This window comes from Janibacter sp. RAF52, assembly GCF_052114035.1.
GTDB lineage: Bacteria > Actinomycetota > Actinomycetes > Actinomycetales > Dermatophilaceae > Janibacter > Janibacter hoylei.
The window spans coordinates 358403-373663 of record NZ_JBFRDY010000003.1 but is presented as its reverse complement, the minus strand read 5'-3'; the positions used below and the strand labels follow the sequence as shown (position 1 = coordinate 373663).

Sequence of the window (15261 nt, the reverse complement as noted above, 5' to 3'; positions counted from 1 at the left end):
CCGGCCGGGCCCACCACGTGGCCGGCGGCGGTCCTCCCTTCGCCCTGCTGGGTAGGCTGCCCCGCGTGTCTCTCGCCGTGCGTGTCATCCCGTGCCTCGACGTCGACGCCGGACGGGTCGTCAAGGGCGTCAACTTCGCCAACCTGCGTGATGCCGGCGACCCGGTCGAGCTCGCGCGCAGGTACGGGCAGCAGGGCGCCGACGAGCTGACCTTCCTCGACGTCACGGCGAGCAGCGCCGACCGGGCGACGACCTACGACGTCGTGACCCGCACCGCCGAGGAGGTCTTCATCCCCCTGACCGTCGGCGGCGGCGTGCGTGCGGTCGAGGACGTCGACCGGCTCCTGCGCTGCGGCGCGGACAAGGTGGGGGTCAACACGGCGGCGATCGCCCGTCCCGAGCTCATCAGCGAGGTCGCCGACCGCTTCGGCGCGCAGGTGCTCGTGCTGTCGGCGGACGTGCGGCGCCGCACGGGTGAGGACGGCTCACCGGTCGGGGGCTTCGAGGTGACCACGCACGGCGGGCGCCGGCGCACGGGGATCGACGCGATCGAGTGGTGCGCGCGGGCCGCCGAGCTCGGAGCCGGCGAGATCCTCCTCAACTCCATGGACGCCGACGGGACCAAGACCGGCTTCGACCTCGAGCTCATCTCCGCCGTGCGGGCGGAGGTGGCGGTCCCGGTCATCGCGAGCGGGGGAGCGGGAGCGGCCGAGCACATGCCACCGGCCGTGGCGGCCGGAGCGGACGCGGTGCTCGCCGCGAGCATCTTCCACTTCGGTGAGGTGACGATCGGCGAGGTCAAGGACGCGCTGGACGCCGCCGGCCACCCGGTGCGGCGGGGTCGCGCGGACTGATCACAGGCCGTAGCGGGTGGTCCGGACGATCTCGACGGCCTCCGGGGGTCCGGTGAGCTCGACCTCGGCGACTGCCTGACGGCCGAAGCCGAAGAGCAGGATCTCGCCCGGGCGGCCGTGGATCTCGACGAGCGGCCCCGATCCGGAGCCCACCCGGGTGCGGCGCTTGGCCGTGACGAGCTCGATGTCGGCACCGCGGGTGCGGCGGAAGAGGACCTTGGCCATCAGGTTGAGCCGGTCACCGAGCGCGGAGATCATCTCGGGTGAGAGCGAGCGCCGGGGCGCGCCCAGACCGGCCCGCAGGACGTCCTCGTGGTGGACGAACATCTCGACGAGGTTGGCCTTCTCGTCGACGGCCGGCACACTCGTCGGGTGCCAGCGCGGCGGTCCCTGCCGCAGCCGCTCGACGAGCGTGGGGTAGTCGTGGTCGGCGAGCAGCCGCGCCATGGCCTTCTCGGTCCGCCCGGCCAGGGGCGGGGCGAGGATCCCCGCCGCCTGGTCGGGGCGACCCTCGCGCACGATGAGGTGGGCCAGCAGCTGCGCCGTCGTCCACGTGCCGCAGAGAGTCGCGGCATCGGGGCCCACGCGCTCGAGGGTGTCGCACAGGGCTGCGCGCTCGGCGAGTGCGTGGCGGGTCATCGTGCCTCCGGGGTGGGTGTCGGCGTCAGGGAGAGGTTCGAGGGTAACCCCGGGCGGCCGCGTGCTGCGATGTCGACGCGGTGCACAATGACGAGCGTGTCCCTCCCTTCGACCACGCCCCTGCCCGAGCCCATCGCGACCCGGCTGCGACGCGACCCCGCCGGCCTCGTCGCGGCGATCGTCCAGCAGCACGACACCGGCGAGGTGCTCATGCTCGGCTGGATGGACGACGAGGCCCTGCACCGGACGCTCACGAGCGGACGGGTGACCTTCTGGTCGAGGAGCCGGCAGGAGTACTGGCGCAAGGGCGACACCTCCGGGCACGTGCAGCACGTGCAGTCGGTGGCCCTGGACTGCGACGGTGACGCCCTCCTCGTGCGGGTCGACCAGGTGGGCGCCGCGTGCCACACCGGCGACCAGACCTGCTTCGACGCCGGTGACCTCGGCGCGGTCGTGGGGGAGCGGGCATGACGGCACCCGGAGCCGAGGTCCCCGATCTGACGCCCGGCCGGACGTGGCCCGAGCTGGACACCTTCACCGTCCTGGCCCGCGACCGTCGGGTCGTGCCGGTCGTCCGGCGCCTCGTCGCCGACGGCGAGACACCGGTGGGCGTCTACCGCAAGCTCGCCGGCGACGCCCCCGGCACCTTCCTGCTCGAGTCCGCCGAGCACGGCGGCGTGTGGTCCCGGTGGTCGATCATCGGTGCCCAGAGCCGGGCCACGCTCACCGAGCGGGACGGCCAGGCGCACTGGATCGGCGAGCCGCCGAGCGGCGTCCCCACGGACGGAGACCCCACGGCCGCCCTGCGGGCGACGCTCGAGGCCCTGTCGACCGACCCGATCGAGGGGCTGCCGCCCCTCACCGGCGGGATGGTCGGGGCGATCACCTACGACGCCGTCCGGCGCTGGGAAAAGGTGCGCGCCGAGCTGCCGGACGTCCTCGGCGTCCCCGAGCTCGGCATGGTGCTCGCGACCGACGTCGCCGTCCTCGACCACAGCGACGGCACGCTGCTGCTCGTGGCCAATGCCATCAACTACGACGCGACCGACGAGCGGGTCGAGGAGGCCTGGCGGGACGCCGTCGAGCGTCTCGACGCCATGACCGAGCGCCTGGCCGCCCCGGCGCCGAGCACGGTGGCCACCGTCGACCCGGAGGTGGCCGAGGCGGCCCGCGGTGACGTCACGAGTGATGTGACGGTCGAGCGCTTCGAGGAGATCGTCGAGCTGGCCAAGGAGGACATCCGCGCCGGTGAGGTCTTCCAGGTCGTGCTGTCACAGCGGTTTTCGACGCCCTGCCCGGTCGACGCCCTCGAGGTCTACCGCGCGCTGCGGCGCAGCAACCCGAGCCCGTACATGTACTTCGTGCGCCTGCCGCACCCGGACGGGTCCGTCTACGAGGTCGTCGGCTCCTCGCCGGAAGCGCTCGTCAAGGTCACCGGCCGGCGCGCCATCACCCACCCCATCGCCGGGACGCGCCCTCGTGGCAAGACGCCCGAGCACGACCTCGCGCTCGAGGAGGACCTCCTCGCCGACCCCAAGGAGCGGTCCGAGCACGTCATGCTCGTCGACCTCGGGCGCAACGACCTGCAGCGGGTCTGCGACGCCGGCACCGTCGACTGCGTCGAGTTCATGAACCTGCGGCGCTACAGCCACGTGATCCACCTCGAGTCCACGGTCGTGGGCGAGATGGCGAAGGGGGTCAACGCCTTCGACGTCCTCGTCGCCACCTTCCCGGCCGGCACGCTCTCCGGCGCGCCGAAGCCCCGGGCGCTGGAGCTCGTCGAGCGCTACGAGCGCTCCCGTCGCGGTGTCTACGGTGGGGTCGTGGGCTACCTCGACTTCCACGGCGACATGGACATGGCGATCGCGATCCGCACCGCCCTCGTCAAGGACGGCGTAGCGCACGTGCAGGCCGGTGCCGGGATCGTCGCCGACTCCGTCCCGAGCCTCGAGCAGGAGGAGACGGTGCACAAGGCGGGTGCCGCCCTCGCGGCCGTCGCGGCCGCTCGGGCCCTGCGCCCGGCAGGGGGCCCGTCATGACCTTCCTCGGCCGCAAGCTCGTCGTCGTCCTGCTCTCGGTCGCGGCCGGCATCGTCCTGCTCGCGGCGGGGCGTGCCGACTGGGTGACCGGCACCGTCGACGGTGTCGCGGGCCCGGTGCGCACGGCCGCTGTCGGGACCGAGGCCGCGCCCGGCCTGGCCGGCATCGCGCTCGTCGCCATGGCCGCGGCCATCGCGGCGACGACCTCGGGCCGGATCGCCCGGTGGATCTGCCTCGGGGTCCTCGGCCTCGTCGCCGCCGGTGTCGTGGCCCTGTCGGTGCGCTGCGTCGTCGCGGCTCCCGACGTCCTCGGCTCGGTGGCCGCGACCCACTCCGGCGGTACCGGCACCCTCGAGGCCACCGGGTCGGCCACGGTCTGGCCCTGGGTGGCGATGGTCGCCGCAGGCCTCCTGCTCGTCGCCCTCGTCGGAGGCATCTCGGGCGGTCGTCGGTGGGGCGGTCTCGGGAGCAAGTACGAGCGCCCCGGCGCCGAGACGGAGGCGCACTCCGTCAGCGGCGCTCGAGGTGAGCGGGTCGACTCCGACTGGGACCGGGTCACCCTCGGGGACGACCCGAGCGTCGACTAGCCTGTGGACATGCCCAGCGTCCTCGACCAGATCATCGACGGGGTCCGCGAGGACCTCTCCGGACGCGAGGCGGTCACCTCGCTCGAGCGGCTGCAGCGCCAGTGCGACGGCATGCCGGCACCTCGGGACGCCGAGGCCCTGCTGCGGCGCCCGGGCCTTGCGGTCATCGCCGAGGTCAAGCGGGCCAGCCCGAGCAAGGGCGCCCTGTCGGACATCCCCGACCCCGCGGCGCTCGCCTCCGCGTACGCCGAGGGCGGCGCCACCGCGATCTCGGTGCTCACCGAGGAGCGGCGCTTCGGCGGCAGCCTCGCCGACCTCGACGCGGTCCGCGCCGCCGTCGACGTGCCCGTCCTGCGCAAGGACTTCATGGTGAGCGAGTACCAGGTCTGGGAGGCCCGGGCCCACGGCGCCGACATCATCCTGCTCATCGTCGCAGCGCTCGACGACCGCCGGCTGGCCGAGCTCATGACCCTGGCCGGCACCCTGGGCATGACCTGCCTCGTCGAGGTCCACGACGAGGCCGAGGCGACGCGCGCCGTCGACCTGGGCGCCACCGTGATCGGCGTCAACAATCGCAACCTCAAGACGCTCGACGTCGACATCGACACCTTCGCCCGGCTCGCGCCGCTCATCCCCCCTTCGTGCGTCCGCGTGGCCGAGTCCGGCGTTCGCGGACCGGAGGAGGCCGCGCTCTTCGCGCGGGCCGGCGCCGACGCGATCCTCGTCGGCGAGGCCCTGGTGGTCGGGGGCGACCCCGTGGACGCTGTCCGGTCGATGATCGACGCGGCGGCCCGACGATGACGGAGGACGGGATGGACGACGTGCAGCACGAGCCGGCAGGGTCGACGCCGGGGAGGTTCGGCGCCTTCGGGGGGCGGTACGTGCCCGAGGCGCTGGTGCCCGCCCTCGAGGAGCTCGACGAGGCCCGCCGCAAGGCGGCCGTCGACCCCGACTTCATCGAGGAGCTCGCGGCGCTGCACCGCACGTACACCGGCCGGCCGAGCATCATCACCGAGGTGCCCCGCTTTGCCGAGCACGCCGGGGGAGCGCGCATCGTCCTCAAGCGCGAGGACCTCAACCACACCGGCAGCCACAAGATCAACAACGTCCTCGCCCAGGCCCTGCTCACCAAGCGGATGGGCAAGCGGCGGGTCATCGCGGAGACCGGCGCGGGCCAGCACGGCGTCGCGACCGCGACCGCGGCCGCGCTCATGGGGCTCGAGTGCACGATCTACATGGGCAAGGTCGACACCGAGCGCCAGGCGCTCAACGTCGCCCGGATGAAGATCCTCGGTGCCAACGTCGTCGCGGTCGAGCATGGCAGCGCGACGCTCAAGGACGCTATCAACGAGGCCATGCGCGACTGGGTGACCCACGTCGACCACACCCACTACGTCCTCGGCACCGTGACCGGCCCCCACCCCTTCCCGGAGATGGTCCGCGACTTCCACAAGATCATCGGCGAGGAGGCCCGCGAGCAGGTGCTCGAGCTCACCGGGCGCCTGCCCGACGCCGTCATCGCCTGCGTCGGCGGCGGGTCCAACGCCATGGGCATCTTCCACCGCTTCGTCACCGACGACGGGGTCCGGCTCATCGGCGTCGAGGCCGGCGGCGAGGGCATCGAGAGCGGCCGTCACGCGGCCCGCTTCGCGACCGCCGAGCCGGGTGTCCTCCACGGGGCGATGAGCTACCTCATGCAGGACGACGAGGGGCAGACGCTCGAGACCCACTCCGTCTCGGCGGGGCTGGACTACCCGAGCGTCGGGCCCGAGCACTCCCACCTGCGTGACACCGGGCGGGCCGAGTACCGCTACGCCACGGACGAGCAGGTCATGCACGCCTTCCAGCTCCTGTGCCGCACCGAGGGCATCATCCCCGCGCTCGAGTCCGCGCATGCGCTCGCGACGACCCTCGAGGTCGGCCGGGAGCTCGGGCCGGACGCGTTGATCCTCGTCAACCTCTCCGGGCGCGGCGACAAGGACATGCACACCGCCGCCCAGTGGTTCGGGCTGGTCGACGAAGGGACCCAGTCATGAGCGGCGCGACGAGTGCACTGACCGACGTCTTCGCCCGCTGCCGGGCCGAGGGCCGGGCAGCGCTCATCGGCTACCTGCCCGTCGGCTACCCGGACGTCGAAGGCTCGCTGGCCGCCGTCACGGCCCTCGCCGAGGCCGGTGCCGACATCATCGAGGTCGGCATGCCCTACAGCGACCCGGTGATGGACGGCCCCGTGATCCAGCGGGCCGCGACCGAGGCCCTCGCGGGAGGGGTGCACGTCGACGACGTCTTCCGGGCGACCGCCGCCGCACGTGACGCGGGTGCGGTCCCGGTCGTCATGTCCTACTGGAACCTCGTGCTCCGTCGCGGTGTCGACCGCTACGCGGCCGACCTCGCCGCCGCCGGTGGCGCCGGCATGATCACCCCCGATCTCATCCCCGACGAAGCGGGGGAGTGGCGGGCGGCCAGCGAGCGCCACGGCCTCGACCGGATCTTCCTCGTCGCCCCCAGCTCGACGCCCGAGCGCATCGCGACCGTGACCGCGGCCTGTTCCGGCTTCGTCTACACCGCCTCGACCATGGGCGTCACCGGCACCCGCGGCAGCGTCGGCAACAGCGCCCCCGAGCTCGTCGCCCGGGTGAGGCAGGCCACGGACCTGCCCCTGTGCGTGGGCCTGGGCGTGAGCAACGGTGCCCAGGCCGCCGAGGTGGCCTCCTTCGCCGACGGCGTCATCGTCGGGTCGGCCCTCGTCGCGACCCTCCTCGACCGCGAGCGCGAGGCCGGCCTCGACGCGCTGCGCACCCTCACGGCCGAGCTCGCCGAGGGCGTGCGGGGCCGGGCGTGACGGCCCGCCTGCGCGACCACCTCGGTCTGCTCCTCCGCCTCGTGCTCGGGGTGGTCCTGCTCCTCGCCGGCGGCCTCAAGGTGGGCAACCCGCTCGGCGCGGCCCGCGCCGTGCAGGCCTACGAGGTCCTCCCCTTCGAGCTGGCCCGATGGGTCGGCTACGCCCTGCCCTGGGTCGAGATCGTCGTCGGGCTGCTGCTCGTCCTGGGCCTCTTCACCCGCGTGAGTGCCCTCCTCGGCGCGGTGCTCATGCTCGCCTTCGTCATCGGGATCGGCCAGGCGTGGGCACGGGGCCTGACCATCGACTGCGGTTGCTTCGGCGGTGGCGGTCAGGTCTCGGCCGACGAGACGCGGTACGGCCGGGAGATCGCCCGCGACCTCGCCCTCGCCCTGTGCGGCGCCTGGCTCGTCCTGCGATCGTCCTCGACCCTCAGCCTCGACCGGGCTCTCTTCGGGCCCACCAAGGAGCCCGCATGAGCACCCAGGACCGCAAGGCCAAAGCCCAGGCGGCCGCCGGCACCACCGGTCGCGGGGCCAATGTCATCGTCGTGGCGGGGATCGTCATCGTCCTCGCGATGGCCCTCGTCGTAGGCGGCGTGATCTGGGCCAGCCGTGACGGCGGTGCGTCGACCACCGGCACGAGCCAGCTGTCCGACGGCGTGACGAAGGGGGAGCCCATCGAGCCCTTCGCCGCCGCCGAGCCGCCGAAGGACGCCCCCGTCGTCGACCTCTACGAGGACTTCCGCTGCCCGGTGTGCGCGGTCTTCGAACAGGCTGCGGGCGCGACGATCACCGACCTGGCCAAGGACGGCAAGATCCGGCTGCGCGTGCACCTCAAGACGGTCATCGACAGCAACACGGGTGGTGACTCGTCCGCGGTCGCCGGGTCGAGCGCGGTGTGCGCCGCCGACCAGGGCGCCTGGGAGCCCTACCACGAGGCGCTCTTCGCCCGGCAGCCGCAGCAGGAGACCGCCGAGGGTTTCCCGATCGACGCCTACACCGAGGCGGCCAAGGAGGCCGGGCTCGAGGGTGACGCCCTCGACGCGTGGCAGCAGTGCACCGACGACGGGACCTATGTCGACTACGTGCGCAGCGTCGACGAGGCCTCCTTCAAGGCCGGCTTCAAGGGCACCCCGGCGCTCACCGTCGACCGCACCCGCCTGCAGTGGGGCGGCCTGGTCGACGAGGCCACCGGGCGGATGGACACCGCGCGGCTCGAGGAGATCCTCACGAGCGGCGACGTCCCGTCCGAGCTGGAGGAGACCCCGTGATCCCGGCGACACTCCCTTCGCCGACGGTCGGGGTCATCGAGCTCGGCCCGCTCACCCTGCACGCCTACGCCCTGTGCATCCTCGCCGGGATCGCCGCGGCGATCTGGATCGGTGACCGTCGCATGCGTGACCGTGGCGGCGAGCCCGGTCTCGTCCTCGACGTCGCGATGTGGGCCGTACCCTTCGGCATCGTCGGTGGCCGCCTCTACCACGTCATCACCACGCCCCAGCCGTACTTCGGCGACGGGGGCCACCCCGTCGACGCGCTGAAGATCTGGCAGGGAGGTCTCGGGATCTGGGGCGCGATCGCCCTCGGCGCGCTCGGTGCCTGGCTCGGGCTGCGCAAGGAGGGCGTGGGATTCCTCACCTTCGCCGACGCCGTCGCGCCGGGTGTCCTCGTCGCACAGGCCATCGGCCGATGGGGCAACTGGTTCAACAACGAGATCCACGGCGAGGAGACCGACCTGCCGTGGGCGCTGGAGATCCACCGCTGGGACAGCTCGGCCGGCCGGGCCGTCGTCGACGCGGCGGGGGAGCCGGTCGTCCTCGGGACCTTCCACCCGACCTTCCTCTACGAGTCGCTCTTCCTCCTCGCCCTGGCGATCCTCCTGCTCGTCGTGGACCGTCGGCGGCGTCTCGCCCCCGGTCAGGTGCTCGGCCTCTACGTGGCCGGGTACCCCGTGGGCCGCATCATCATCGAGATGATGCGCACGGACGCGGCCAACACGATCCTCGGTCTGCGGGTCAACATCTGGACGAGCATCGTCGTCTTCGTCCTGGGTGTGGTCATCTACGTCGTCTGCGGTCGACGCGACGATCGTGGCAGCGAGACCAAGGTCTCAGATAGTGAGACATCAACTCTCACTAGGTAAGACAATCCGCTGTTACACTTCACCTCACCGCGGCCGCCGACGTCCGCACGCCCCCTGATCCCAGACGTGCCCGACGCTGCGCCCGAGCGAGCGCCGGGGACGTCCCCGACCACCACCGAGGACGGTGACCGACGTGACCCCTGTGTCCTTCTCCCCTTATGAGCGCTGGTCGGCACTCCCTCCTGACGACGGTCTCTACCGCCGCGACCTGGAGAAGGACGCCTGCGGCGTCGCCATGGTCGCCACGATGCGTGGTCACGCCGGTCACGACATCATCGACCACGCCCTGCTCGCCCTGGCCAACCTCGACCACCGCGGCGCCACCGGTGCCGACCCGCTCGTCGGGGACGGCGCCGGCATCCTCAGCCAGGTCCCCGACCGGTTCCTCCGTGAGGTCGTCGACTTCGAGCTGCCAGAGGCCGGCCACTACGCCGTCGGCATCGCCTACGTCCCGACGGACGCGAGCGAGCGCGAGACGATGACCCAGCGCATCGACGAGATCGTCCGCGAGGAGGGCCTGACGGTCCTCGGCTGGCGCCATGTGCCCGTCCAGCGCGACATCGTCGGCCAGATGGCTCGCGACTGCATGCCCGACTTCTGGCAGCTCTTCGTCGCCGCACCCGGCGGCGAGGTCTCCGGCCTGACCCTCGAGCGACTGGCCTTCGTCGCCCGCAAGCGCGCCGAGCGCGAGACCGGCGTCTACTTCTCCTCGCTGTCGGCCCGCACGATCGCCTACAAGGGGATGCTGACCACTGCGCAGCTCGAGCCCTTCTACCCCGACCTGTCCGACGAGCGTTTCGAGAGCGAGCTCGCGCTCGTCCACCAGCGCTTCTCGACCAACACCTTCCCCAGCTGGCCGCTCAGCCACCCCTTCCGGTTCATCGCGCACAACGGCGAGATCAACACGGTCAAGGGCAACCGCAACTGGATGCGGGCGCGCGAGTCCCTGCTGAGCAGCGACATCATCCCCGGTGACCTGCAGCGGATCATGCCGATCTGCGCTCCGGAGGCGTCGGACTCGGCGTCCTTCGACGAGGTGCTCGAGCTGCTCCATCTCGGTGGCCGCTCGCTGCCGCACGCCGTGCTGATGATGATCCCCGAGGCGTGGGAGAACCACGCGACCATGCCGCAGGAGCTCAAGGACTTCTACGAGTTCCACTCGATGTTCATGGAGCCGTGGGACGGCCCCGCCTGCGTGACCTTCACCGACGGCACGCTCGTCGGTGCCGTCCTCGACCGCAACGGCCTGCGTCCCGGTCGTTACTGGGTCACCGACGACGGCCTGGTCGTCCTCGCCTCCGAGTCGGGAGTGCTCGACCTCGAGCCCGAGCACGTCGTGCAGAAGGGGCGCCTGACGCCGGGCCGCATGTTCCTCGTCGACACCGCCGCCGGGCGGATCATCGAGGACGAGGAGATCAAGGGCCAGCTCGCCGCCGAGCGCCCCTACGGGCAGTGGCTGGACGAGGGCCGGATCATGCTCGGCGACCTGCCGCCGCGCGAGCACATCATGCACACGCCGGCGTCCGTCGCCCGCCGCCAGCAGACCTTCGGCTACACGCAGGAGGAGCTGAAGATCCTGCTCATGCCCATGGCGGAGAAGGCCATGGAGGCGCTCGGCTCGATGGGCACCGACACCCCGGTGGCGGTCCTGTCGGAGAGGCCACGGCTGATCTTCGACTACTTCACCCAGATGTTCGCCCAGGTGACCAACCCGCCGCTCGACGCGATCCGCGAGGAGCTCGTCACGGCGCTCGGCACGGCGATCGGCCCGGAGGGCAATGTCCTCGACGCCGACCCCGACCACGCCCGCCAGCTCGTCCTGCCCTTCCCCGTCATCGACAACGACGAGCTGGCCAAGATCGTCCACATCGACGCCGACGGCGAGCTGCCCGGCAAGGTGACGCACGTCGTGCGCGGTCTCTACGACGTGACCGGGGGAGAGGAGGCGCTGCGCGCCACCCTGACCCGCATCTGCACCGAGGTCTCCGACGCGATCGCCGAGGGCGCCCGGTTCATCGTGCTGTCCGACCGCGACTCCGGTCGTGACCTCGCGCCGATCCCGTCGCTGCTGCTCACCTCGGCCGTGCACCACCACCTCATCCGGGAGCGCACGCGCACCCAGGTCGGTCTGATCGTCGAGACGGGTGACGTCCGCGAGGTGCACCACGTCGCGCTGCTCATCGGCTACGGCGCCGCCGCGGTCAACCCCTACCTGGCCATGGAGTCCGTCGAGGACATGGTCCGTCGCGGGGTCATCACCGCGGTCGACGAGGAGACCGCGGTCCGCAACCTCATCAAGGCGCTCGGCAAGGGCGTGCTGAAGGTGATGTCGAAGATGGGCATCTCCACCGTGGCCTCCTACCGCGGCGCACAGGTCTTCGAGGCGCTCGGCCTGAGCCAGGAGCTCGTCGACGAGTACTTCACCGGCACGGTGAGCCAGCTCGGCGGCATCGGCCTCGACGTCATCGCAGCCGAGACCGCGGCCCGGCACGCGCGGGCCTACCCGCCGGAGGGCATGCGCCCGCCGCACCGGGTCCTCGAGGTCGGTGGCGAGTACAAGTGGCGTCGTGAGGGCGAGCCGCACCTCTTCGACCCGGAGACCGTCTTCCGTCTCCAGCACTCGACGCGGGCGCGGCGCTACGACATCTTCAAGCAGTACACCGACCGGGTCAACGAGCAGTCCGAGCGGCTGATGACCCTGCGTGGCCTCTTCGCCCCCGACGAGGACCGGGCGTCGATCCCGATCGACGAGGTCGAGCCGGTGAGCGAGATCGTCAAGCGCTTCTCCACGGGTGCCATGAGCTATGGCTCGATCAGCAAGGAGGCGCACGAGACGCTCGCCATCGCGATGAACCGTCTCGGCGCCCGCTCCAACACGGGGGAGGGCGGCGAGGACCTCGACCGCCTGATGGACCCCGAGCGCCGCAGCTCGATCAAGCAGGTCGCCTCGGGACGCTTCGGCGTCACGTCGACCTACCTGACCAACAGCGACGACATCCAGATCAAGATGGCGCAGGGAGCCAAGCCCGGCGAAGGGGGGCAGCTCCCGGGCCACAAGGTCTACCCGTGGGTCGCGAGCACCCGTCACTCGACGCCCGGCGTCGGCCTGATCAGCCCGCCGCCGCACCACGACATCTACTCGATCGAGGACCTGGCGCAGCTGATCCACGACCTGAAGAACGCCAACCCCTCGGCGCGGGTGCACGTCAAGCTCGTGAGCGAGATCGGCGTCGGCACCGTGGCGGCCGGCGTCAGCAAGGCGCACGCCGATGTCGTGCTGATCTCCGGCCACGACGGCGGAACGGGTGCCTCCCCGCTCACCTCGCTCAAGCACGCGGGTGGCCCCTGGGAGCTCGGTCTGGCCTCCACCCAGCAGACTCTCGTGCTCAACGGTCTGCGAGACCGGATCGTCGTCCAGGTCGACGGCCAGATCAAGACCGGCCGCGATGTCATCATCGGTGCCCTGCTCGGCGCGGAGGAGTTCGGCTTCGCCACCGCCCCGCTCGTCGTCAGTGGCTGCATCCTCATGAGGGTGTGCCACCTCGACACCTGCCCGGTGGGCATCGCGACCCAGAACCCCGAGCTGCGTTCGCGCTACTCCGGCCAGCCGGAGTTCGTCGAGACCTTCTTCGAGTACATCGCCGAGGAGGTGCGCGAGCTGCTCGCCGAGCTCGGCTTCCGCACCCTCGACGAGGCGATCGGTCGCGTCGACCTGCTCGACACGCGCAAGGCGGTCGACCACTGGAAGGCCTCTGGCCTGGACCTCGGTCCGATCTTCGCCAAGGTCAGCTCCTTCGACGGTTCGGGTGTCCGGCACGCCAAGGCGCAGGAGCACGGACTCGAGGCCGCCCTGGACCACCGGTTCATCGCGGTGGCGCAGCCGGCACTCGAGGGTGGCGAGCACGTCGCGGCGGAGTTCGCGGTGCGCAACGTCAACCGCACGCTCGGGACGATGCTCGGCCACGAGGTGACCAAGCGGCACCCGGAGGGCCTGCCCAACGGCACGATCGAGCTGACCCTCACCGGCTCGGCCGGTCAGAGCCTCGGCGCCTTCCTGCCCGCAGGCATCACCGTGACGATGGTCGGCGATGCCAACGACTACGTCGGCAAGGGCCTGTCCGGTGGTCGCATCATCGTGCGGCCCCCGGAGGAGGCGAAGTACGTCGCCGAGGACAACGTCATCGCCGGCAACGTCATCGGCTACGGCGCCACCTCGGGTGAGATCTTCCTGCGTGGTGTCGTCGGCGAGCGCTTCTGCGTCCGCAACTCCGGCGCCACCGCCGTCGTCGAGGGCGTCGGCGACCACGGCTGCGAGTACATGACCGGTGGCACGGTCCTCGTCCTCGGGCCGACCGGCCGCAACTTCGCGGCCGGCATGTCCGGGGGCAATGCCTTCGTGCTCGATCTCGACGAGTCGCTCGTCAACCCCGAGCTCGTCGACATCACCCCCCTTCGCCACGGGGACCGCGAGGTGGTGAGCCGACTGCTCGCCGAGCACCTCGAGCACACCGGCTCGGCCGTGGCCCAACGACTGCTCGACGAGGGGGAGGCCGGTCTCGACCGCTTCTCGCTCGTCCTGCCCCGCGACTACCAGCGTGTCCTGGACGTCCGCGCCGAGGCCGAGGCCGAGGGCCTCGACGTCGACGGTGCCGAGGTCTGGGACCGGATCATGGAGGCTTCCCGTGGCTGACCCGCATGGATTCCTGAACACCCGCGAGCGCGAGCTGCCCGTCCGCCGACCGGTAGACGTGCGCATCCGTGACTGGAAGGAGGTCTACGAGGAGCAGCAGGCCGGTCAGCTCCAGCGGCAGGCCGGACGCTGCATGGACTGCGGCATCCCCTTCTGCCACTCCGGCTGCCCGCTCGGCAACCTCATCCCCGAGTGGAACGACCTTGCGTGGCGCGGCGACTGGCACGACGCCATCGAGCGGCTGCACGCGACGAACAACTTCCCGGAGTTCACCGGTCGGCTATGCCCGGCCCCCTGCGAGACCGCCTGCGTCCTCGGCATCAACCAGCCGGCCGTGACGATCAAGCAGATCGAGGTGACGACGATCGAGGAGGCCTTCGGTCGTGGTGACGTCCCGCCGCAGATCCCGGACCGGCTCACCGGCAAGACCGTCGCCGTCGTCGGATCCGGCCCGGCGGGCCTGGCCGCTGCGCAGCAGCTGACCCGCGCCGGGCACACCGTCGCCGTCTACGAGCGCGCCGACGCACCGGGCGGGCTCCTGCGCTACGGCATCCCGGAGTTCAAGATGGAGAAGCGGATCCTTGACCGCCGCATCCAGCAGATGAAGTCCGAGGGCACGCGCTTCCGCTCCGGTGTCGCCATCGGTGACGAGATCACCGGCCAGCAGCTGCGTGACCGCTACGACGCGGTCGTCCTCGCGATCGGCGCCACGGTCCCGCGCGCCCTGCCGGTCCCCGGTAGCGAACTCGACGGCGTCATGCAGGCCATGGACTTCCTGCCCCCCGCCAACCGCGTCGCGGTCGGCGAGGAGGTCGAGGGCCAGGTGACGGCCGAGGGCAAGGACGTCATCATCATCGGCGGCGGCGACACCGGCGCCGACTGCATCGGCACCTCGATCCGTCAGGGCGCCAGGTCCGTGACGAGCCTCGAGATCATGCCGCAGCCCGGCGAGGACCGTCCCGCCAACCAGCCCTGGCCGACCTACCCGATGCTCTTCCGCGTCGCCTCGGCGCACGAGGAGGGTGGCGACCGCGTGTACGCCGTCTCGACGACGGAGATCATCGGCGACGACGAGGGCAAGGTCTCCGGCCTGCGCCTGACCGAGGTCGAGCGCACGGACCAGGGCTTCGAGCCGGTCGAGGGCACCGAGCGGGTCCTGCCGGCCCAGCTCGTCCTGCTCGCCATGGGCTTCCTCGGCCCGGACCCCGAGGGTGTGGTGGCGCAGCTCGGGCTCGAGACCGACGAGCGCTCCAACATCGTGCGCGGCAAGGACTACCAGACCGGTGTCCCGGGCGTCTTCGTCGCCGGTGACGCCGGCCGCGGGCAGTCGCTCATCGTATGGGCGATCGCCGAGGGCCGCGCCGCGGCCAACGGTGTGGACACCTATCTCATGGGCCGCTCGCAGCTGCCGCGCCCGATCAACCCCACGGACCGTCCGCTCGTCGTCTGAGCCGGCACGGCCCGACGA

At 71.7% G+C, this 15261-nt stretch carries 13 protein-coding genes; 12 read left to right on the top strand and 1 reads right to left on the bottom strand.

The genetic code is table 11. The features are described 5' to 3' along the window. Positions 1-65 precede the first annotated feature (65 nt). Complete coding sequence (hisF, locus tag AB4Y78_RS06295; RefSeq protein WP_282072175.1) at positions 66-854, top strand: imidazole glycerol phosphate synthase subunit HisF; 789 nt, start codon at positions 66-68, stop codon at positions 852-854. Here hisF and AB4Y78_RS06290 read toward each other — a convergent pair whose 3' ends face one another. Beyond that, complete coding sequence (locus AB4Y78_RS06290; RefSeq protein WP_259909436.1) at positions 855-1493, bottom strand: TIGR03085 family metal-binding protein; 639 nt, start codon at positions 1491-1493, stop codon at positions 855-857. Between the two features lie 87 nt (positions 1494-1580). Between AB4Y78_RS06290 and hisI the strand changes: the two genes are divergently transcribed. The 11 genes from hisI (at position 1581) to AB4Y78_RS06235 (ending at position 15243) form a co-directional block, all read left to right on the top strand. Then, positions 1581-1964, top strand: a complete 384-nt coding sequence (gene hisI / locus AB4Y78_RS06285; RefSeq protein WP_259909437.1) for a phosphoribosyl-AMP cyclohydrolase — start codon at positions 1581-1583, stop codon at positions 1962-1964. Next, a complete protein-coding gene (locus tag AB4Y78_RS06280; RefSeq protein WP_441736958.1) occupies positions 1961-3532 on the top strand; it encodes an anthranilate synthase component I in 1572 nt (523 codons plus the stop codon). The genes hisI and AB4Y78_RS06280 overlap by 4 nt, the downstream gene beginning before the upstream one ends. After that, on the top strand, positions 3529-4119 hold the full coding sequence (locus tag AB4Y78_RS06275) for a Trp biosynthesis-associated membrane protein (RefSeq protein WP_259909439.1): 591 nt from the start codon (positions 3529-3531) through the stop codon (positions 4117-4119). Before AB4Y78_RS06280 ends, AB4Y78_RS06275 begins: the two co-directional genes overlap by 4 nt. Positions 4120-4128: 9 nt before the next feature. Continuing rightward, positions 4129-4920 (top strand): indole-3-glycerol phosphate synthase TrpC, encoded by a 792-nt coding sequence (trpC, locus tag AB4Y78_RS06270; protein WP_441714804.1) that lies wholly within the window; start codon positions 4129-4131, stop codon positions 4918-4920. A gap of 11 nt (positions 4921-4931) precedes the next feature. Beyond that, positions 4932-6155 (top strand): tryptophan synthase subunit beta, encoded by a 1224-nt coding sequence (trpB, locus tag AB4Y78_RS06265; protein WP_259909441.1) that lies wholly within the window; start codon positions 4932-4934, stop codon positions 6153-6155. Beyond that, positions 6152-6961 (top strand): tryptophan synthase subunit alpha, encoded by an 810-nt coding sequence (gene trpA / locus AB4Y78_RS06260; RefSeq protein WP_265229550.1) that lies wholly within the window; start codon positions 6152-6154, stop codon positions 6959-6961. Before trpB ends, trpA begins: the two co-directional genes overlap by 4 nt. Further along, entirely contained in the window at positions 6958-7437 is a 480-nt protein-coding gene (locus tag AB4Y78_RS06255; protein WP_441714807.1) for a MauE/DoxX family redox-associated membrane protein, read from the top strand. Before trpA ends, AB4Y78_RS06255 begins: the two co-directional genes overlap by 4 nt. Further along, positions 7434-8231: a DsbA family protein gene (locus AB4Y78_RS06250; RefSeq protein ID WP_441714809.1), complete on the top strand. Its 798-nt coding sequence runs from the start codon at positions 7434-7436 to the stop codon at positions 8229-8231. Before AB4Y78_RS06255 ends, AB4Y78_RS06250 begins: the two co-directional genes overlap by 4 nt. Then, complete coding sequence (gene lgt / locus AB4Y78_RS06245; protein ID WP_441714811.1) at positions 8228-9103, top strand: prolipoprotein diacylglyceryl transferase; 876 nt, start codon at positions 8228-8230, stop codon at positions 9101-9103. Before AB4Y78_RS06250 ends, lgt begins: the two co-directional genes overlap by 4 nt. A 124-nt stretch (positions 9104-9227) precedes the next feature. After that, positions 9228-13793, top strand: a complete 4566-nt coding sequence (gene gltB / locus AB4Y78_RS06240; protein ID WP_441714813.1) for a glutamate synthase large subunit — start codon at positions 9228-9230, stop codon at positions 13791-13793. Beyond that, positions 13786-15243, top strand: a complete 1458-nt coding sequence (locus AB4Y78_RS06235; protein ID WP_007928347.1) for a glutamate synthase subunit beta — start codon at positions 13786-13788, stop codon at positions 15241-15243. The genes gltB and AB4Y78_RS06235 overlap by 8 nt, the downstream gene beginning before the upstream one ends. Positions 15244-15261: the final 18 nt, after the last annotated feature.